The sequence below is a fragment of the Bifidobacterium sp. B4079 genome, assembly GCF_026537385.1.
GTDB lineage: Bacteria > Actinomycetota > Actinomycetes > Actinomycetales > Bifidobacteriaceae > Bombiscardovia > Bombiscardovia asteroides_I.
Window position 1 is genome coordinate 464,965 of record NZ_JAFNMH010000001.1, and the last position, 19,376, is coordinate 484,340.

The following is a 19,376-nucleotide window of genomic DNA, read 5'->3' on the forward strand; positions in this document are numbered from 1 at the left end:
TCCGCCGGGCGCCTTGACTCCGGCGGTCGGTTTCGATTTTTACCTATAATGACCGGGGATCTCCTTACAAGTATCGGGTGGAGGCGGCATGGCGGAAGGTGAGCAGCGGCAGCTCAAGACATCGGACTTGATCCGGCTGGGTCTGCAGGACCTGGACCGGGCCAGGGTCGATCTGATCCGCCTGGACGGGTTGGGCCTGGACGGACGGATCAAGGATGCCCTGATCGGTGCCCTGGAATCGGCCTGCGATCCGGATGTCGCCCTGTCTTCATTGGTGATGATTCTTGACCAGCGTTCCTCCGGTGGACCCCCAGGCTTTCTCCGAGGACAGGCAGAGCTGGCCTGCCCGGCCATCAGATCACTCGTTCGCGTCCTGGGGGCTTCTGAGGCCATGGGCAGATTGATGCGCTCGCGCCCCGCCCTGGTCGAGACAGCGGCCTGTGATCCCTTTCATCTGAGCGACTGCCCTCTTCAAGTCCGAAAGAAAAGGATCGCCAAGGCACTGGATGCCGACGGGGGTGAACCAGCAGGGGAAGGGACCCTGGCCGAAGAGGTCGATGCCCTTCGCGCCGAATATCGGACACAGCTGGTCGCAGTCATGGCTCGCGACCTGGCCGCCGCGGATCCCGAAACCGTGCAACCGGAGATCAGCCTGTCCCTGTCGGATCTGGCCGAGGCCACCTTGGAAGGGGCGCTGACCATTGCCAGGAAGCAGGTTCCATCGTCGGAGCATTGCCGTTTCTCCGTCATCGGAATGGGCAAACTGGGTGCCAGGGAGCTGAATTACGTGTCCGACGTCGACCTGATCTACGTAGTTGAACCATCCGGAGAGATTGCCGATCAGGACCTGACCGGCATCGGCACCAAGATTGCCATCCTTTTGCAGAAGGTCTGCCAGTCCATCATCCCCGGATCTACCGAGCCGCCCCTGTGGAAGGTTGATACCGCCTTGCGGCCCGAGGGGAAGGACGGGCCCCTGGTGCGCCGTCTGGAGTCTCACGCCGACTACTACCGGTCCTGGGCCGAAAGCTGGGAGTTCCAGGCCCTGTTGAAAGCACGTCCAGTTGCCGGCGATGCCGTGCTGGGATCTGCATACCACGACATGGCCCAACAATTCGTCTGGGGGGCATCCCAACGCAGGAACTTCGTCTATGATTGCCAGGCCATGCGGGCCAGAGTGGAACGGAACATACCCGAAAAACTCAGGGATCGGGAGATCAAGCTGGGCCAGGGCGGATTGCGGGACGTGGAATTCACCGTCCAGATGCTCCAGCTGGTCCATGGCTCCAGCGACCAGGATCTGCGTTGTCCTGCAACCCTGGATGCTCTGCAGGCCCTGTCCCGCGGCGGCTACATTTCACGCAAGCACGGCGACCAGCTGGACCACGACTACCGATTCGAGCGGGTCATGGAGCATCGACTGCAGATGTGGCAACTGCGTCGCACCCATCTCTTTCCGAAAACCAACCGTTCAGGCACTTCCGGCCGGCGGCCGCCCAGCCTGCAGGAGCTGGAGAACAACCGCGATCTGAGGCGGCTGGCCCGGGCATTCGGTCTGCACGCCGACCAGATGCTGGCCCAATATCAGGCCACCAAGATTGAGGTCCGCAATCTTCACCGGGCCATCTACTTCCGTCCCATGCTGCCCATCAACGCCCAGGTGGACGAGGACGAGGTCAGCCTGCGCCCCCAGGCAGCCCTTGCTCGGTTCGCATCCATCGGCTTTGCCGATCCCGATGCGGCCATCCGCCACGTTACGGCCCTGACCACAGGAGTTACCAGGTCGGCGCGGATCAACCGTATTCTCATGCCCGCTGTCCTCCAGTGGCTGGGTGAGGGGCAGGACCCCGACATGGGGCTTTTGGGCTGGCGAACCCTTGAGGAGCACTTCGGCGGCAAGAGCACCTACTTGGGCTTCCTGCGGGACTCCACCTCGGCCGCCCGTCGCCTCTGCCACGTCCTGTCCAACTCCCGCTATTTGTCCGGCGCCCTGGCCCGGTCCGTTCAGTCGGTGACCTGGCTGGGCCATGACCAGGACATGATTCCCCGTGATCGGGCCACCTTGGACAAGCGCGCCGCGGCCTATCGAACCCGGCATGCGGATTCGCTGGAGGAGTTCGCCACTGCGGTCCGGGCCATGCGTCGCCAGGAGATCGAGCGGATCGGGCTGGGCTGGATGAGCGGGGTGGACGATCAGCAGGCCTGCCTGGCAGGCATGTCGGATGTCTACGATGCAGCCATCAATGCAGCCTTGGACTGGGCCGTGGACCACCGTCTGGAACAGGCTAGCGCACCAGCCGATCTGGCCGTGATCGGCATGGGTCGCTACGGGGGCAGAGAGGTCAACTTCAACTCGGACGCCGACATCATGCTGGTCTACCGTCCCGTGTCAGGCGTCGACCAGAACCGGGCGGCGGAATTCGCGCGTGGAGTGACCGCCGACCTGCGGGCCGTCCTGGCTGGAAGGGCCAGTCTGGAGCCAGGCATTGACCTGGATTTCGACCTGCGCCCCGAAGGACGCCAGGGGCCTCTGGTGCGTTCCCTGGACTCCTACCAGCGCTACTACCGCGACTGGTCTGAAACCTGGGAACATCAGGCCCTGATCCGGGCCAGATTCGCAGCCGGGAATGCCGGCCTGGCCAAGGACTTTCTGGTGGGCATAGCCAATCCGCTTCGCTACCCTCAGCAGCCGCCCAACGAGGAGGAGCTGGGGCAGATTCGCCGTCTCAAGGCCAGGATGGAGGCGGAGCGGCTGCCGCGCGGGGTGCGTCGGGACCGGCATCTGAAACTGGGCCGGGGAGGGCTGTCTGACGTGGAGTGGACGGTCCAGCTTCTCCAACTGCGTCACGCCCACGATCTGCCTGAGCTGCAGGTCACCGGAACGATGACCGCCCTGGACGCCCTGGAGGCTGCGGGATTCATAGAAGCCAAGGATGCCAAGGCCCTGCGCCGCGGCTGGGTGCTGTGCACCGCAGCCCGCAACGCCAATTTCCTTTGGTCTGGAAGGGTATCCCAGGCGGACATCCTACCTGACGATGGTCAGGTTCTGGGGGGCATCGCAGTCTGTCTGGGCTACCCGGCCCGCCGAGGACAGCACTTTGTCAACGAGCTGCTGGCTGCCATGCGCCGCTGCAGGCAGGTCATGGAACGGCTCTTCTACGGGGGCTGACCCTGGGTCCATCCGCGGTCGTATGCTTGTTCAGGTCACATAAGGTGGCCACCTTGAGGAAGGTGAGCCGTTGTCCCAACAAGTTGATCACGCATCCAACACCTCTTCCGCCGTCTTTCCGCTTCGTGGGCGAAGTGTGGTAACCCTCGACGACATTCCCATGACCCAGATCCTGGATCTGCTGGACCGGGCGGCCTACATCGACAATCATCGTCGTCAGGTGGCCCACACCTGCGACGGCCGGGTTCTGGCTACGCTCTTCTATGAGCCCAGCACTCGAACCAGGCTCAGCTTCGAGACGGCCATGCTCCGTCTGGGCGGCCAGGTCATCGGATTCGCCGGCGCCCAACTGGCCAGCGTCTCCAAGGGGGAGTCCATCAGCGACACCCTGAAGACCGTCTCCAACTACGCTGACATCGTGGCCATCCGCCATCCCAAGGAGGGTGCCGCCCTGGTGGCCTCCCAAGCGGCCACGGTCCCTGTCATCAATGCTGGCGACGGCGGGCACATGCATCCCACCCAGACCCTTACCGACCTGGCCACCATCCGCGCCCGCAAGGGTCGGCTGAACCACCTGACTATCGGCCTGTGCGGGGACCTGACCTTCGGACGCACCGTCCACTCTCTGATCACCACCCTCTGCCGCCTGGGCCACGTGGATTTTGTTCTGATCAGCCCCGACGAGCTGCGCACCCCCGAATACGTCCTGGAGAGGATTCGTTCCTCGTCCGATTGCACCTACCGGGAGACCGGAGACCTGAACGGGGTCATCGGCGACCTGGACGTGCTCTATATGACCCGTGTCCAGCAAGAGCGTTTCTTCAACGAGGACGACTACCTGCGGCTGCGCGACACCTACATTTTGGATACTGACAAGCTTCGGGCTGCGCGCTCCGACATGGCCATCCTCCACCCCCTGCCCAGGGTCAACGAGATCGCCGTGGAGGTGGACGATGATCCGCGTGCGGCCTACTTCCAGCAGGTCCGCAACGGCATGCTGGTCAGGATGGCCCTGGAGAGCGCCCTGCTGGGCGACGAGCTGCCCGGTTACCGCAAGCAGAAGGAGGTGGCGGCATGAAGGTCACCAGCATTGTTGACGGAATCATCATCGACCACGTTCGTGCGGGCACAGCCCTGAAGGTCTTGCATTACCTGCGTGTGGACCCGTCGAAGACCCGGCTCGCCCTGATCATGAATACGGACAGCCTCAAGTACGGATCCAAGGACATCATCAAGATCGAGCAGACCGGGGACCTGGACCTGACCGCCCTGGGGTTCATCGCCCCCGAGGCCACCGTCAATGTGGTCCGGCAGGGCAGGATCGTCAGCAAGCATCAGCCGGACCGCCCCAGCCGCCTGGTCAACGTCATCACCTGCGTCAACCCTCGTTGCGTCACCACGGTGGAGACCGGCGTGGACCAACGCTTCCACCTGGATGATGCTGGGGTCTACCGTTGCGACTACTGCGACGAGAAGGCTGAAGACTGACATGCGGCTGCTGGGGTTGACTGATTGGCGCAGCAGCCGGGCGGTCGATCTGATACTTCCCCAGACCATTGACAGTACGCTGGTTGACGAGACCGGTGCCATGTCGACAGAGGTGGATCAGATAGACGCCCGGGGGTTGGTGCTGGCTCCTGCTCTGGTTGACCCCCACGTCCACCTGCGCGACCCCGGGCAGACCGACAAGGAGGACATGGTCAGCGGTACAGCTGCCGCAGCGGCCGGAGGCTACGGGCTGATACTGCTCATGCCCAACACCCAGCCCGCCATGGACGGCCGCACCAGGATGGCCGACGGGCGCACAGTTATCGACTATCTGGAGTCCTACGAGCGGGACCGTAGGCTGAGCCTGCCGGTGGACTACGCCCTCTGTGTGGCTGCCACCGTGGACCGGACTGGCCGCCAGGCCTCAAACCCAGACGACTGGTCGAAGCACCTGGCCGGCCACGGATGGACACATCCTGTAGTGGCCATCAGCGACGACGGCTCGGCAGTGACCGACCAAACCCTGGAGGCTGTGGCCGCCAATGCCCGGTCTTTCGACCTGCCCGTTTTGGATCACTGTGAGCACCACGAGCACGGTCAGGTCAACCTCGGATCAGTCAGTCGCCAACTGGGGCTGGAGGGGATTCCCGCCTCAACCGAGACCGCCGTCATCAATCGCGACATCGACCTGGCGGAGCGCACCGGCACCCGGGTGCATCTGCAGCATGTCAGCACCGCCGGCGGATTCGAGGCCGTCAGACGGGCCAAGGCCCGTGGACTGCCAGTCACCTGCGAGACCGCGCCCCACTATCTGGCCCTCTGCGACGAGGACCTGCTGCGCTGCGGCAGCATGGCCAAGATGAACCCTCCGCTGCGCTCCCGCGCCGACCAGCAGGCAGCCCTTGAGGCGGTGGCTGACGGCACTGTGGACATGATCGCCACCGACCACGCGCCGCACACCACCGCTGAGAAAGCCCTGGGGATCAAAGACGCCCCCAACGGCATCATCGGCCTGGAAACTGCCTATGCGGTCTGCAACCAGGTCCTGGTCAAGAGCGGGCTCATCGGCCATGACCGTCTGATCGAGCTCATGTCCCTGGCTCCGGCCGAGCTCATGGGCATGCATCGGCTACTGCCCGAAGACCTGCCCTCGCACACAGCTGACAAGGTCAATAAGGCCGGCACCGGTCATCTTCAGCTGGAGGTCGACCAGCACAGCGATTCCGGCCAGCCGCCTGTCGACTTGGTCATCTTGGACCCTGCAGCCAAGTGGAAGGTGGATCCCAGCCGTTTCCACTCCAAGGCGAGGAACACCCCCTTCGCCGGGGCGGAACTGGCCGGACGGGTCCTGGCCACCATCAAGGAGGGGCGTCTGGTTTTTTCCCGTCTGCCCGCAAACCGCGTCATCACCAGGGAAAGGATCTGAGCATGGACCGACTGACCGCGCTCATCGAGGACAAGCACAATCCGACCGTGGTTGGTCTGGATCCGCGACCGGAACTGCTGCCCAGCCAACTGATTGAACAGGCCAGGCAGCGTACCGCCGGAAGCATGACAGAGATGGGCCTGGACCCCAAGGATCCGCAACAGACCCAGGACGAGCAGGCCCAGGCCGTCTGGGCAGACCATCTGGCCCGGGCCTATCTGCGCTTCAACCTGGCCATCCTGGAGGGCGTGGCCGGCCTAGTGCCCGCAGTCAAACCCCAGATCGCCATGTATGAGGCCTTGGGACCCTGGGGCATCAGGGCCTACACCGGCACCTGCCGGGCTGCAGCCGACCGTGGCCTCTACGTCATCGGGGATGTCAAACGCGGGGACATCGGCTCCACGGCCGAAGCCTACGCTGCCCATCTGGATGGGCTTCCCCTGCCCTTCGCACCAAGGCAGGCAGTAGATGGCCCGGCCCGAACAGGCGGGAGATTCCCCTGGTACGAGGATGCGCTGACCATCAACGTCTACCTGGGTTCCGACGGGGTGGAACCCTTTCTGCAGGCGGCGGAGCACATCCATGGTGACCTCTTCGCCCTGGTGCGCACCTCCAACCCTTCAGGCGGCCAGATTCAGGAACTGGGCCTGGATAGGGACTCGGGCGGCGGCACCATCTATCAGCGCCTGGGCGACCTTGTCGAATCCTGGGGGCAGCCCTCCATCGGTCAGTCGGGCTATTCCAGGCTCGGAGCCGTGGTCGGCGCCACCCACTCCGAAGACGGCGCCCTTCTGCGCCGGGCCATGCCCCACACCTTCTTCCTGGTCCCTGGCTACGGAGCCCAGGGCGGTTCGGGGGCCGATGTGGCGCCCATGTTCGACCGGTTCGGAGGCGGCGCTGTAGTCAACTCCTCACGGGGAATCATCGGAGCCTGGCGGAAGGATCCGGGCTACAGCCCGCAGCTCAGCGTTCAAGCGGCCCTAGGCATGGTCACCCGCGATGCCCGCCAGGCCGCGCAGGCCATGAAAGACGATCTCAATCAGGCGATCAAGGAGGTCCGATGAAACCCAACCTCTTCATATCCACCAGCCAGGTGGAGGAGCAGGCCCAACAGGCAGGCCGGCTACCCGGACGGCGCACCGCCCTGGTCACCGGCATGGAGCCCCTGGACAGGCAAGTCTGGCGGATGGCCATCCGCGACCCCTACCTGGCATCCCACGCCCCGGCAGGAGCCTTCATCAATCTCTACTCGGCAGACCGTATAACCATGATGCCCAGACCTTTCGGCATCAGCCGAGTTCTGGATGGCGAGCAAATCGAGATCATCTTCGCCGTGGTGGGCCAGGGGACTTCTGAATTCTCCCGACTGCGGCCAGGCATGGCTGTGGACCTGCTGGGGCCTCTGGGCCATGGCTTCGACCTGGAGAAGCCCGCTCACTATCTGTTGGTGGGCGGCGGCCTGGGCGTCCCTCCGCTTATTCGCGCAGCCCAGTGCCTCCAAGACCGGTCTGGAGCGCGCACCACCGCCCTGCTGGGCTACCGGGATCATCGGTTCGCCGATGCCATTATGGGCTCGCTGACCGACCGGCTTGAGTCCATCGACAACGCCTCAGGGGATGTCATAACCCTTTTGGACCGGGTTCGCGAAGACATCAACCCCGAGCAAACCATCATCCTGACCTGCGGCCCCTTACCCATGATGCGGGCCGTTGCCGCCTGGGCCCGTAAAGTCGGCCTGCCGACCCAGTGCTGCATGGAGTCCCGTATGGGCTGCGGCTATGGCACCTGCGTGGCCTGCGTGATCGACACCGTGGACGGCAGGCTCAAGGTCTGCAAGGACGGCCCGGTCTTTGCTGCCGACCGTCTGATCTGGAATGCAGACGAGGACAAGAAGGAGACACGATGAGCGGGCTGACAATCATGGATCCTTTGGAGCCGCACGCCTGGCGGCATGGAACCGTTGTGGCCGGAACGCTCTGGAAGAACCCGGTGGGCACGGCCTCGGGCACCTTCAACCTGGATGCCTGCGGGGGCTATTATGACGTCTCCCAGATGGGCGCCATCTCCACCAAGGGGGTTTCGCCGGTTCCCTGGGAAGGCAACCCCACGCCCAGGACCGCCGAAAGCCCAGCCGGCATGGTCAACTCCGTGGGCCTGCAGAACCCGGGCGTGGACCATTACCTGGTGGATGAGCTGCCCAGACTCAAGGCCCTGGGAGCCAATGTGATCACCAATGTGGCTGGTCACAGCGACGAGGACTATGCCACGGTCGTGGAACGGTTGGCCGACTCCCCGGCGGACATGCTGGAAATCAACGTCTCCTGTCCCAACGTCTCCCATGGAGGGATGTCCGTGGGCACCGACGCCAAGGCTCTGAACCGGCTGATCACCCGGCTGCGGGGTCTGACCGACAAGCCCATGGTGGTCAAGCTGACCCCCAACGTCACCGACATCGTGGAGGTGGCAAGGGCTGCCGCCGATGGGGGAGCGGATGCCCTCAGTCTGATTAACACCCTGGTAGGCATGCGCATCGACATCAATGACGGCAGGCCCATACTGGCCCAGGGCACCGGCGGTGTCTCGGGCCCCTGCATCCTGCCCATAGCCTTGTCCTTCGTCTGGCGGGTACGCCGGGCACTGCCCGACATTCCCATCATCGGCATCGGTGGCATCGACTCGGGACGCACGGCCTTGGAATTTCTCTATGCGGGTGCCAACGCCGTCGAGGTGGGGGCTGCGGCCCTAGTGGATCCTGTGGCGCCCATGCGGGTGGCCCGGGAGCTGGACGATCTGTTGGACGAGCGGCCTGATCTGGCTGATTTACTCAAGAAAGGGGAGTGCTGGCGATGAGCGCATCCGAAGCAGAAAACAAGTCCAAGCATGACGGGGATGCCCAGAAGCGGACCCGCCGCATCCAGGAGGGTTTCACCAGCTTCCTGCTCCGGAGCGGAGCGCTTAAGTTCGGTGACTTCACCCTGAAGTCGGGGCGGCGCTCGCCCTACTTCATCAACGCCGGGGCCTTCAACGACGGACGGCTGATCGCTCTGTTGGGGGAGTTCTACGCCCGGACCATCGTGCAGGCCGTGAAGCAGGGAACCCTGCCCGCAGACATCGACACGGTATTCGGCCCGGCCTACAAGGGGATTCCTCTGGCCGTCTCCACTGCCATCGCGCTGAGCGGGGCGCATGGGATGCCGGTCGGCTTCACCTTTGACCGCAAGGAGGTCAAGGACCATGGCGATGGAGGGCTCATGGTCGGTACCCAGCTCAGGGACGGCATGAGGGTGCTGCTGGTGGATGATGTCATGACGGCCGGGACCGCCGTCCGCCAGGTGGTGCCCAAGATCATGTCCCAGGCCAAGGTGACCATCGTCGGCCTGGTGCTCTCCGTGGACCGGATGGAGCGCACGGGCCAGGGTCAGGGCTCAGCTGTCGAATCCATCATGGACGAGTTCCACTTCCCGGTCATCAGCATCGTCAACGTCCGTCAGATCTTCGATGCCGCCGCCAACATGAAGGGCCCGGGCGGGTCGCCCATTCTGGACCAGCGCACCGCCGATGCCGCCAGGGACTACCTGGAGCGTTACGGGGCCTGAGCAAATGTCGGGCTCATACGGGCAGCCAACTTGTGCATGCAGACCGCCATTGACGCACATTCTTCGGACGGCCAATCTGTCGGCCGACCCTCGTGTAGATTGGTAGGTGTCCGACGGGCAGGCCGACGGATCATCGTCGCAAGGGAAGGCCATGGATCATGACGAAACCGCTGGAGCAGAACGGTCATGAGGAACCTGACCAGACTGGGGTCGACGCAGTGAAGGCGACCAAGCCTGCCGTCTCGGCCACAACAGCTGGCACTGTGAAATCTCCGAAGGCTGCAGAGCCCGTGGATGGACGAATGTCGACTGAAGAGAAACCGGGGAAGACAGGCCAGTCGCGAGAGAGCGAGCCTGAAGAACGTATTACCGAACGGCGGTCGCTGAGGCTGTCGCTGATACTGGTCGCGGTGGCTCTTGTGCTGGTGCTTGCAGCAGGCATATACATGCTGTGGGTTGATCATTCAGCAGGCAACCTGTCAGCCCAAAAGACTTCATCAGGAGCACCGAACGCGCAAGTCAGAAATGGCCCCAACGGGGATGCCAAGGCCTACAAGGCTTTGCAAGAGGTCAATGCCAAGCCTTCGGTGGCCAACGACCAAGGAGGGTTGACCGTTTCAGCCAGGGGGGTCGGCAGCAAGAAGAAGGTTGCCGACGCACCGACCCTTGAGATCTTCATGGATCCCATGTGCCCCTGGTGCGGCAAGGTGGGCCGGGTTATCGATCCCCAGTTGCAGCGCATGATCAGCGCCGGTCAGATCAACGTCACCTACAACTTTTTGAATTTCCTGGATTCGGCATCCAGCGACCAGTACTCCAGCCGCGTGGACAACGCCCTGGCCATGGTGGCCCAGGAGGATCCAGATCATCTGCCAGCCTTTGCAGCCGCCGTCTTCGCAGCCGACTTCCAGCCCGATGAAAGCTCCTATCAGGCGGTCTCCGATGCCCGACTGGCCGACCAGGCCGTGGGAGCGGGGGTGCCCAGGTCCCTGGCAGACCGTTTCGTCCAAGGTACCTACAGGCCATGGGTTGACAAGGTCAATGCCTACGCCATCACCAGGAAGGATGCCAAGGACACCAAGGGGGAGTTCTCGACGCCCACCATCATGATCAACGGCAAGGTCTGGGACCTGACTGCAGCGGCAAAGAGCCAGGGCGGACTGGAACATCTGGATCGGGCCCTGCTCAAGGCCCTGGGACTCAAATCGCAGGATATAGGCCATCAGGGGAGGATGCCATCCATCGGAGCCCAGGGAAAAGCGCTGAAAGCAATGTAACCCAAGGCTACTGACCAGCGGCGATTTTCGCTTATCGCCGCTGGAAGATGAACCGTAGCCTGTGGAATTCGATGTCTGTTCCGCTGATACTTGCTCGATTGTTGTTTGCTCGGTTGTTACTCGCCTGACTCCTGTTCAATCAGCGAGTATCCATGGTTGGACACCACCTGGCGCAGTTTGTCCAAATAGAGTTCAGCGGCATTGGACAGCTTGGTCCGGCTATTGACGATCCAGCCTACCAGCATGGATTCGTCCGACTCTAGGGGGACGCTGACGATCTTCTCGTTGTTCAGGTCCTCGTTGTCGATGCCGGTGCAGACCGTGTAGGCGTTCAGCCCCACGATGAAGTTGAGCATGGTGGCCCGGTCGCTCACGGTGATCTGCTTGGGGGAGTAGTCGGGCCAGACCGCCTCCTCGGCAAAGTAGAAGGAGCCCTCTTCACCCTGCTCGTACTGCAGGAAGGGGTAGGGCTCCAAATCTTTCATGGTCACCATGGCCCGATCGGCCAAGGGGTTGGTCCGTGCGATGAAGACATGCAGGTCCGCCCGGAAGAGCGGATGGAAGTCAAGATGCTTCTCGCGAAGCATCTTGGACAGGACCCGTTTGTTGAAGTCGGACTCGTAGATGATGCCGATCTCCGACTGGAGGGTGGCCACCTGGTCGATGATGTCCCTGGTGCGCGTCTCCCGTATGGTGAATTCGTATTCGTCGGAATCGATGGAGTTAATCATCTCCACGAAAGCTTCCACTGCGAACATGTAGTGCTGGGTGGAGACCCGGCAGAGCTGCTTGCGGGGCCTGACCTGCCTGTAGCGGGCCTCCAGCAGATCGGTCTGATCCAGAATCTGACGCGCGTAGGTCAGGAATTCCGCCCCGTCCACGGTCAGAGCAATCCCTTGGGAGTGGCGAGTGAAGATCTCGATGCCCAGCTCGTTCTCCAGCTCCTTGACCGATGAACTCAGGGCCGGCTGAGAGATGTAGAGCTCATGCGAGGCCTCGTTCATAGAGCCGCATTCGACAATCTTGACGATGTAGCGCAGTTGGAGCAGTGTCATATAGGCCAATCTATACCCGAGGCCCTATCGGCCTAGGGCCTCGGTTTCAGCCATGCCCTGATTCGCGGCCTTCTGATCCAGATAGCGACCCGGACCCTGGACCTGGGGGTTGCCGTGCCGATTCGTCTCGAAGCTGAAGACCATGGGCACACCGGTGGGCACATTGATGGATTTTATGTCCTTGTCGTCCACTTTCTCAAGAACCTTGATCAGACTGCGGACCACGGAACCATGGGTAACGACGAGCACAGTCCGGTCTTGCACCAGATTGGGGGCTATCCGGCTGCCCCAGTAGGGATGCAGACGAAGCAGCAGGTCTTTGAGGCACTCGGCACGGATCCCGGCCGGATTCTGGCTGTCCAGCCCGTCGGCCAAGGCCGGGGCATAGCGTGGATCCTGTCCCTGAAAGTAGGCTGAATCGGTTTCGATGGCCGGCGGCCGAACATCGTAGGAACGTCGGTAGATATTAAATTGCTGCTGGCCGTATCGTTTCAGCATGGCCGGTCGCGTCTGTCCCTGGAAGGCACCGTAGTGGCGCTCGTTCAGCCTCCAGGTGCGCTCCACCGGAATCCAGGCTCGATCTACCAGGTCCAGGACCGTGTTAGCCGTGACGATGCTGCGGGTCAGCAGTGAGGTGAAGACCATGTCGGGCAGCAGGCCTGATTCCTTGAGCAGCTGTCCGGCATGGCGGGCCTGTTCCAGTCCGCGATCCGTCAGGGGCACGTCCACCCAACCGGCAAAACGGTTGACGGACTTTTGGGTCCAGACGCTTTCTCCGTGACGCATGACGATGAGTTGCGAGGTCATCGAATCGACTCCTTTTCTAATGATGTGCTTAGAACCAAAGCGAACTGTTCTCGAAGAAAAGAGAGGCATCCTCTCCGTCTTGGATGGGTTGGTCAATCTGTTCAGCGGCCCTCACGGCTCTGGACATGACCAGTCCTATAGCCCTGGGCAGGGCATCGGCCACCTGCCCGGCACGGATCGGCTGTCCCATGCGTCCTGTAACGGTCCCCTGGCCCGCCGGTTGGTTGCCCTCGGCTACCAGATCCGCAAAGTCCTGGGGCTTGCGGGGATCGAAGATCAACGGCTGTTCCCAACCGGTCTGCCTGCCGCCGCTGGCCAGGGAACCGGCCAGCCCATGCAGGAAGGCCGCAGCCGCAGTCAGATCCACCATCAGCGTGGCATCGTCCTGGATCGGTCCGGCGTTCTGGGCCAGCATGGCCCCGATGGCTCCGGAGAGCACGTCCCCTGACCCCGCCGTGGACAGCCAAGCTGGGCCGAAGCCGGTGGTCATGACCCGGGGGCGGTCGGTACCGTCATCGCCGACAATCAGCGTAATGGCACCCTTGAGCAGAATCGTGGCTCCGGTCAGCTGGCAGGCGCGTACAGCCCAGTGCAAGGGTTCGGCCATGACCTGTTCGCCGTCCACATTCTCGCCATGCGAGTTGAGCAGGGCGGCCATCTCGCCAGCATGCGGAGTTAACACAGTGCGAGGGCCCAGCCGGTCCGGCAGCAGATCCAAGGCCCCGGCATCTGCCACCACCGGCGGATCGGCCGCTGCCTCGTCCTCGTCCAGGTCAGCGGCCTGTTGACTGAGTATGTCGGCGATCAGATCCCGCTGACCGTCTTGGCCTTCAGGCCCGGCGGCCTTCTGAGCCTGCCGGGTGGGCACGCCCGAGCCCAGCACCCAGGACTCGACACGTCCACGGCCTAGTACCGTTTCGGGCAGCTCCTGCAGGATCAGATCACCCACCTGTCCGGGGCCGCAGTAGCGGATCATGCCCGCGTTGCCGCTGGCCGCAGCCCTGCTGGAGAGCAGCCCCGCGCCATGGTAGAGGGCGGATCCGGTGACTAGGCCGACCACGCCTCGGCTGTACTTGGTGTCATCCACCCGGGGCGCCCGCAAAAGCCCGGCGCAGTCCTCGGCGTTCATGCAGGAAACGCTGGGGGCCAGGGCCGATGTGTCGAAACCGAAGTCAACCAGGACGATTCTGCCGCAGACGTAGGCGGCTGGGGGCAGCATCAGGCAGGGCTTCATGGCTCCCATGGTCACGGTCACGTCAGCCGGGATGTAGGCACCGGGCAGGGTGCCTTCATCGATGTCCACGCCGGAGGGAGTGTCCACGGCCAGCACCAGGGGCCCGTCTTGTTCGGCGGGGTCGTGCCAGGCGGGTCTGTCGGGCAGACCGCTCTCCATGCCCAGTTCTGAGGCCAGTGCGGCTGGAATGCCGCGCAGCGCCCCCTTGAGGCCGATTCCCGTCATAGCATCGATGATCAGATCCGCCTGCCGGCATAGTTCCAGGGCTTGGTCCAGCTCCTCGGTAGCCTGGTTCGGTCCAACCGGTGCCTCGCAGCCAGGGATGGCTGCCTGAGGATCCAGGGCCGTGACCACTCCGCCGGCGCGCAGAAGTGCATCCAGCCCACCCTGGTGCAGGCTTCGTCCGGCCGCCACCACAGTCACGTCGGCCCCGTGTCTGGCCAGGTCAGCCGAGGCATAGAGCCCGTCTCCGCCGTTATTGCCGGCCCCTGCCAACAGGACGATCCTGGCTCCTGTCGGCTCCAGCCCGGCATGGGTCAGCATGACGTCGGCCACGGAGGCCAAGGACCCGGCGGCGATGCGCATCAGGGGCACCCCGTCGTCCAAAAACGGCTGTTCCAGAGATCGGATCATGTCGGCGGAATAAGCGCTGGTGGCCAGGATCCGGCGGGCTTCGCGGCGTTCATCTGGTGACGGCTTCATGGCATCACACCCCTCATTCAACAGGTCCACGTGCGGCGGCACAGCCGGCCACGTGCTCACTCCACTCTATCCGATGGCCTTGTCCTGCAAGCGTTATAAGGTCTGCCTACTTACGAGGGCAGGAAGGAAATCATGCAGGGATTCGCAATGCCGAACCAGGGCCAGATCATGGCGGTGGTCCTGACGGTGGTCCTCTGTGGCCTTATCGGCTTCGAGCGCGAGTTCCTCAAGCATGACGCTGGCATCCGCACCCATATTCTGGTGGGCCTGGGCAGCTGCCTGTTCACCATGGTCTCCCTCTACGGCATCCAGGCTGCTGTGGGCAACTACTCCTGGGATGCATCGCGAATTGCGGCCGGAGTGGCCTCGGGCATCGGTTTCATCGGCGCTGGAGTCATCTTCTTCAACCATGATTCAGTCAAGGGTCTGACCACGGCCAGCGCCATCTGGGTGGCCGCCGCCGTGGGTATGGCCTGTGGGGTCCAGCTCTTCGCCATCGCCATCCTGGCGGTCGTCTTCTACTTTCTGGCCGTCCTGGTCATCGCGCCCATTCTCAAGTGGTTCCTGCGCAACCGTCAGAACACGGTTCTGCGCATCGTATATCAGGACGGTCACGGCTGCCTGCGCGAATCCCTGCTGCTGGCCACCCGTATGGGCTTCGAGTCCCGGGTGCTGACGATCCACGAGCTGCACCGGGATGCCTGGAAGGGCGCCGATGTCACCGTCAATCTGCTGGGCAAGGGGGACGTGACCGAGCTGGTCGAATCCATTGGCCAGACTCCAGGGGTCAAGGGCGTAGAGGTCCTGGGGGAAGACGACTGACCCGCTGACGACAGACTACCCACAGGCGCGGGCCAACCGGTGGCTACTTACTCTTCGGCCACCAGATCCAGGTAGTCGTCGCTCCAAAGGTCCTCATCACCGTCGGGCATGAGCAACACCCGCTCTGGATTGAGCGCCTTGACGGCACCCTCGTCATGGGTGACCAGCACGATGGCCCCTTCGTACTTGGCGATGGCCTTGAGTATTTCGTCGCGCGAAGCAGGATCCAGGTTGTTGGTGGGCTCATCCAGCAGCAGGACGTTGGCCCGACTGGTCACTAGGGTGGCCAAGGCCAGACGGGTCTTCTCTCCGCCCGAAAGCACCTTGGTGGGCTTCATGGCGTCGTCCCCTGAGAAGAGGAAGGAGCCCAGGATGGTCCGTGCCTGGGTGTTGTCCAGGTCAGGGGCCACATGCTGCAGGTTCTCCAGAACGGTAATCTCGTTATCCAAGGTGTCGTGCTCCTGGGCGAAGTAGCCGATCTTGGCCCCGTGCCCCAGGGTCACCTTGCCTGTATCAGGCTGTTCGATGCCGGCCAGCAGCCGCAGGGTGGTGGTCTTGCCAGCGCCGTTGTATCCCAGGATGACCACCCGGGAGCCTTTGTCGATGGCTAGGTTGATGCCGGCGAAAACGATGTTGGAGCCGTAGGCCTTGGACAGGTCCTCGGCCATGATGGGCGTGCGGCCGCAGGGGGCGGGATCCGGGAAACGCAGGTCGGCCACCTTTTCAGCCTTTTCCGCCTCCTGGGTGTCGGCCAGCAGACGCTGAGCGCGGCGCATCATGTTCTGGGCAGCCACAGCCTTGGTGGCTTTGGCGTGCAAGCGGATGCCCTGCCGCATCAGCCGGTCGGCCTTTTTCTCCGCTACCTCGCGTTCGCGGCGGCGGCGCTCCTCGTCCACCACCCGCTGGCGCAGGTAGGCCTTCCATCCCATGGCGTACATGTCGATGCAGGAGCGCTGGGCATCCAGGTGCCAGATGCGGTTGACGGTCTCGTCCAGCAGCTCGGTGGAATGGGAGATGACCAGGAAACCGCCCTCGAACCGGCGCAGGTAGCCCTTGAGCCACTCGATGGAGTCGGCATCCAAATGGTTGGTGGGCTCGTCCAGAATCAGGGTGTCAGCGTCAGAGAAAAGGATCCTGGCCAGTTCGACCCGTCGGCGCTGACCGCCGGAAAGGGTGCCTAGTGCCTGCTGCAGTGTCTCCTGGCTCAGTCCCAGGCTCTCGCCCATGATGATGGCCTGCGATTGGGCCGCATAGCCACCCGCGTTCTCGAAGTCCTGCTGCGCCTTGTCATAGCGTTTCATGGCCTTTTCCATGATTTTGGGGTCTGGACTGGTCATCTCGGTCTCGGCCTTGCGCATCCGCTGGATGATGGAGGCAATGTCCCTGGCGCTCATGACCCGGTCCAAGGCGCTCTGCTCGGAGTCGCCCGCATGGGTGGACTGGGGCAGGTATCCCAGCTGTCCGGTCACCCGCACCTTGCCCGCCGAGGGGAGCATGTCGCCCGTGATGACCCGTGTCAGCGTGGTTTTGCCGGCACCGTTGCGGCCCACCAGGCCTATCCTGTCGCCCTTGGTCACATGGAAGTCGGTGGCTTGCAGCAGTAGTCGGGCACCTATTCGGATCTCAAGTCCCTGCGCCTCAATAGCCATGCCGCCTCCGACCCCGCTTTCCTCGTGGATTCAAAACTTGCAAGGAATCATGGTAGCAAGAAGCAAGCCCCGCCAGTGCGTCTCGGCTGACGGGGCAACGGATGAATCATGGATGGATCAGCGACGAACCAGCCTGAATTTGCTCCAGGGGAAGTAGACCAGGAAGGCGCCCACAGCGGTCAGAGCGATGACCAGCACGCCCATGGCGGCCGCGAAGGAGAAGATCCTGATGCCGATGCCCAGGCAGGCCCAGATGACCACCAGGCCGAAGACCCAGTCATTGCCATGTCTGTTCATCAGGTATGCGACGGCCAAGAGGGCGCCGACCACGATGATGGTGGCGAATCCCTGAACGGCATTGCCGACCCTGTGCCCCGCGACCACCATGTATCCGGCGTTGACCAGGGTGGCCACGCTCAGCCAGCTGGCGTAGATGGATAGAGGAATCCAATCAAGAGCCTTAGCGGCGGTTGGAGTTCCGGCCTTGGTGGCATCCCTGCGCACCAGGGCGTAGAGCATCCAAGCCAGCACGGTCAGAATGAGGATGATGACCAGAGCCCAGAAGTTGCGCTCCATGTGCCAGAGGGCCAGCCAGGCGATGTTCAGGCAACAGGTGGCCACGAAGAGCAGCCCGCTCAGTGTGAAGGGCAGGAATCCCAGGCGTTTGCGGCTGGGGCCTGCCAGGCAGAAGCGGAAGAGCCAGATGGCCAGAGCGATGTAGATGACCCCCCAGATGGCGAAGACATAGCCAGCGGGCATGATCCACAGGTCGACCTTGCGGGCCAGGCCGCCTACGGTCGTGCCATTGAAGCGGTAGACCTCCGCATAGCCGTTGAAGCCCACCATGGCCACCCAGGCCACCCAGAGCAGGATATCCTCAAACAGCTTCCAGCCGCGACCCTTGGAGGGTTCCTGCTCCTTTTCGGACTGACCCTGCTTTGTCTGATTTGATCCCTGCGCCGTTTCATTGCCGCTGCGATCGGAGCGACTCTTGCCTCCATTGGCGGTCCCATCGGCACTGGTTTTTTCAGACTGTTTGGCTGCGGTACCCGAAGGCGACGGGCCTGAGCTGGATGAATTCGAAGTCGACGCGGTAGAAGATGCCGAACTTCCATTCCTCGAATTCCTGGTTGCTGATGACGAGCCTGACGTTGATTGGCGGCCCTGCATGGCCGGGGAGGTGCGCTTGGCCCTTTCGGCCGGGTCCTCATCGTCGGTCCAGAGTCTGCGCGGATTGTCCTTGTCAGTCATGGCACATGCTTCCTCTCCTTGCCGGCCGCAGCCTGCTGTCGCCGTGGGGATTGCCCCGGGCATGGGCCGACCGGCCTTTGTTCCAACTCTAAATCGGCCAGCCTGGCCCGGTGGTATTGACCACCCGGTCCGGGCGTCCGCCGGTGCTAGCCTGAGGCCAAATATTGGAGAGAGGAGTGCGAGATGGCCGAACCTTTATGTCGATGCGACTGGGCTCAGGTGAACGATCCGCTTATGCGCAGCTACCACGACCATGAGTGGGGCCGCCCCCTGCACGGCTCCCAGAGGCTTTTCGCCATGCTCTCCCTAGAGATATTCCAGTGCGGACTCAGCTGGCAGCTGGTCCTGCGCCGTCGCCGGGCCCTCTTCAAAGATTTCGAGAACTTCGATATTCAAGCGGTCTCCGCTTTCGACGCCGACCATATCGACCGACTCATGGCCGATCCGGCCATCATCCGCAATAGAGGGAAAATCGAAGCCACGGTCGCCAATGCCGCCCTGATCGCCCGCCAATTTCCCGGGGAGGCATTCGACCGCTACTGCTGGTCCTTCACCGGCGGGCTGACCATCAACCACGACTACCCGGACGATCCGTCCATACCGCGCTACGACCACCTGTCAGTCATCGTCTGCAAGGATATGCGCGACCAGGGGCTGCGTTTCCTGGGTCCGGTGACGGTCCATTCGTTCCTCCAAGCGGCCGGCATGATCAACGACCATCAACATGGCTGCTTCCTCAACGGCTGTGGTCGACCGCCCCTGGATGCGCCTGCGCCTGCCATCTAAGCCGTCATCGAACACCTGTTCGAATTATTCGGTCCCGGCGATATCATGGTCAGGCTTTGGCCTCAGCCTTGGCCATGGGTCTTCAGGGAAGCGGATGGGAAGCACGTGAAGCAG

At 63.1% G+C, this 19,376-nt stretch carries 16 protein-coding genes; 11 read left to right on the forward strand and 5 right to left on the reverse strand.

Going from position 1 to position 19,376, the window contains the following annotated elements; translation table 11 throughout:
- The first annotated feature begins 88 nt into the window (after positions 1-88).
- The 9 genes from J3T95_RS01965 (at position 89) to J3T95_RS02005 (ending at position 10,956) form a co-directional block, all read left to right on the forward strand.
- Complete coding sequence (locus J3T95_RS01965; protein WP_267450217.1) at positions 89-3,169, forward strand: bifunctional [glutamine synthetase] adenylyltransferase/[glutamine synthetase]-adenylyl-L-tyrosine phosphorylase; 3,081 nt, start codon at positions 89-91, stop codon at positions 3,167-3,169.
- A gap of 70 nt (positions 3,170-3,239) precedes the next feature.
- Entirely contained in the window at positions 3,240-4,247 is a 1,008-nt protein-coding gene (gene pyrB / locus J3T95_RS01970; protein WP_220235860.1) for an aspartate carbamoyltransferase, read from the forward strand.
- A complete protein-coding gene (locus J3T95_RS01975) occupies positions 4,244-4,657 on the forward strand; it encodes an aspartate carbamoyltransferase regulatory subunit (protein ID WP_220235859.1) in 414 nt (137 codons plus the stop codon). Before pyrB ends, J3T95_RS01975 begins: the two co-directional genes overlap by 4 nt.
- Before the next feature lies 1 nt (position 4,658).
- The gene (locus J3T95_RS01980; protein ID WP_267450218.1) at positions 4,659-6,083 is read left to right on the forward strand and encodes a dihydroorotase; all 1,425 of its coding nucleotides are present in this window, start codon (positions 4,659-4,661) and stop codon (positions 6,081-6,083) included.
- Between the two features lie 2 nt (positions 6,084-6,085).
- Complete coding sequence (gene pyrF, locus J3T95_RS01985; RefSeq protein ID WP_267450219.1) at positions 6,086-7,147, forward strand: orotidine-5'-phosphate decarboxylase; 1,062 nt, start codon at positions 6,086-6,088, stop codon at positions 7,145-7,147.
- The gene (locus J3T95_RS01990; RefSeq protein WP_267399925.1) at positions 7,144-7,989 is read left to right on the forward strand and encodes an iron-sulfur cluster-binding protein; all 846 of its coding nucleotides are present in this window, start codon (positions 7,144-7,146) and stop codon (positions 7,987-7,989) included. Before pyrF ends, J3T95_RS01990 begins: the two co-directional genes overlap by 4 nt.
- Entirely contained in the window at positions 7,986-8,933 is a 948-nt protein-coding gene (locus tag J3T95_RS01995; protein ID WP_220235856.1) for a dihydroorotate dehydrogenase, read from the forward strand. Before J3T95_RS01990 ends, J3T95_RS01995 begins: the two co-directional genes overlap by 4 nt.
- On the forward strand, positions 8,930-9,679 hold the full coding sequence (gene pyrE / locus J3T95_RS02000) for an orotate phosphoribosyltransferase (protein WP_267450220.1): 750 nt from the start codon (positions 8,930-8,932) through the stop codon (positions 9,677-9,679). The genes J3T95_RS01995 and pyrE overlap by 4 nt, the downstream gene beginning before the upstream one ends.
- Positions 9,680-9,837: 158 nt before the next feature.
- The gene (locus J3T95_RS02005; RefSeq protein WP_267450221.1) at positions 9,838-10,956 is read left to right on the forward strand and encodes a DsbA family protein; all 1,119 of its coding nucleotides are present in this window, start codon (positions 9,838-9,840) and stop codon (positions 10,954-10,956) included.
- A gap of 116 nt (positions 10,957-11,072) precedes the next feature.
- On the opposite strand, the gene J3T95_RS02010 is transcribed toward J3T95_RS02005, so the two are convergent.
- The 3 genes from J3T95_RS02010 to J3T95_RS02020 are packed head-to-tail and all read right to left on the reverse strand — an operon-like array spanning position 11,073 to position 14,754.
- Positions 11,073-12,011, reverse strand: a complete 939-nt coding sequence (locus tag J3T95_RS02010) for a LysR family transcriptional regulator (RefSeq protein ID WP_220235854.1) — start codon at positions 12,009-12,011, stop codon at positions 11,073-11,075.
- A 24-nt stretch (positions 12,012-12,035) separates the two neighbouring features.
- A complete protein-coding gene (locus J3T95_RS02015; protein WP_267450222.1) occupies positions 12,036-12,818 on the reverse strand; it encodes a 2,3-bisphosphoglycerate-dependent phosphoglycerate mutase in 783 nt (260 codons plus the stop codon).
- A 28-nt stretch (positions 12,819-12,846) separates the two neighbouring features.
- Positions 12,847-14,754, reverse strand: coding sequence for a bifunctional ADP-dependent NAD(P)H-hydrate dehydratase/NAD(P)H-hydrate epimerase (locus J3T95_RS02020; RefSeq protein ID WP_267450223.1), 1,908 nt, complete (start codon positions 14,752-14,754; stop codon positions 12,847-12,849).
- Positions 14,755-14,886: 132 nt separating this feature from the next.
- Between J3T95_RS02020 and J3T95_RS02025 the strand changes: the two genes are divergently transcribed.
- Positions 14,887-15,576 (forward strand): MgtC/SapB family protein, encoded by a 690-nt coding sequence (locus J3T95_RS02025; protein WP_015021846.1) that lies wholly within the window; start codon positions 14,887-14,889, stop codon positions 15,574-15,576.
- A 47-nt stretch (positions 15,577-15,623) separates the two neighbouring features.
- Here J3T95_RS02025 and J3T95_RS02030 read toward each other — a convergent pair whose 3' ends face one another.
- Positions 15,624-17,225 carry an ABC-F family ATP-binding cassette domain-containing protein gene (locus J3T95_RS02030; RefSeq protein WP_267450224.1) on the reverse strand — a complete coding sequence of 534 codons (1,602 nt, stop codon included), beginning with the start codon at positions 17,223-17,225 and terminating at the stop codon, positions 15,624-15,626.
- A 117-nt stretch (positions 17,226-17,342) separates the two neighbouring features.
- Complete coding sequence (locus tag J3T95_RS02035; protein WP_267450225.1) at positions 17,343-18,476, reverse strand: TspO/MBR family protein; 1,134 nt, start codon at positions 18,474-18,476, stop codon at positions 17,343-17,345.
- 183 nt (positions 18,477-18,659) lie between these two features.
- Here J3T95_RS02035 and J3T95_RS02040 point away from each other — a divergent pair, with 183 nt between their 5' ends.
- Positions 18,660-19,262, forward strand: a complete 603-nt coding sequence (locus J3T95_RS02040; protein ID WP_267450226.1) for a DNA-3-methyladenine glycosylase I — start codon at positions 18,660-18,662, stop codon at positions 19,260-19,262.
- Positions 19,263-19,376 lie beyond the last annotated feature (114 nt).

What these genes read in the sequence shown, in the direction of transcription:
- J3T95_RS01965 (WP_267450217.1), top strand. Translation starts at nt 89, where the DNA reads ATGGCGGAAGGTGAGCAGCGGCAGCTCAAGACATCGGACTTGATCCGG.
- J3T95_RS01975 (WP_220235859.1), top strand. Translation starts at nt 4,244, where the DNA reads ATGAAGGTCACCAGCATTGTTGACGGAATCATCATCGACCACGTTCGT.
- J3T95_RS01980 (WP_267450218.1), top strand. Translation starts at nt 4,659, where the DNA reads ATGCGGCTGCTGGGGTTGACTGATTGGCGCAGCAGCCGGGCGGTCGAT.
- pyrF (WP_267450219.1), top strand. Translation starts at nt 6,086, where the DNA reads ATGGACCGACTGACCGCGCTCATCGAGGACAAGCACAATCCGACCGTG.
- J3T95_RS01990 (WP_267399925.1), top strand. Translation starts at nt 7,144, where the DNA reads ATGAAACCCAACCTCTTCATATCCACCAGCCAGGTGGAGGAGCAGGCC.
- J3T95_RS01995 (WP_220235856.1), top strand. Translation starts at nt 7,986, where the DNA reads ATGAGCGGGCTGACAATCATGGATCCTTTGGAGCCGCACGCCTGGCGG.
- pyrE (WP_267450220.1), top strand. Translation starts at nt 8,930, where the DNA reads ATGAGCGCATCCGAAGCAGAAAACAAGTCCAAGCATGACGGGGATGCC.
- J3T95_RS02005 (WP_267450221.1), top strand. Translation starts at nt 9,838, where the DNA reads ATGACGAAACCGCTGGAGCAGAACGGTCATGAGGAACCTGACCAGACT.
- J3T95_RS02010 (WP_220235854.1), bottom strand. Translation starts at nt 12,011, where the DNA reads ATGACACTGCTCCAACTGCGCTACATCGTCAAGATTGTCGAATGCGGC.
- J3T95_RS02015 (WP_267450222.1), bottom strand. Translation starts at nt 12,818, where the DNA reads ATGACCTCGCAACTCATCGTCATGCGTCACGGAGAAAGCGTCTGGACC.
- J3T95_RS02020 (WP_267450223.1), bottom strand. Translation starts at nt 14,754, where the DNA reads ATGAAGCCGTCACCAGATGAACGCCGCGAAGCCCGCCGGATCCTGGCC.
- J3T95_RS02025 (WP_015021846.1), top strand. Translation starts at nt 14,887, where the DNA reads ATGCAGGGATTCGCAATGCCGAACCAGGGCCAGATCATGGCGGTGGTC.
- J3T95_RS02030 (WP_267450224.1), bottom strand. Translation starts at nt 17,225, where the DNA reads ATGGCTATTGAGGCGCAGGGACTTGAGATCCGAATAGGTGCCCGACTA.
- J3T95_RS02035 (WP_267450225.1), bottom strand. Translation starts at nt 18,476, where the DNA reads ATGACTGACAAGGACAATCCGCGCAGACTCTGGACCGACGATGAGGAC.
- J3T95_RS02040 (WP_267450226.1), top strand. Translation starts at nt 18,660, where the DNA reads ATGGCCGAACCTTTATGTCGATGCGACTGGGCTCAGGTGAACGATCCG.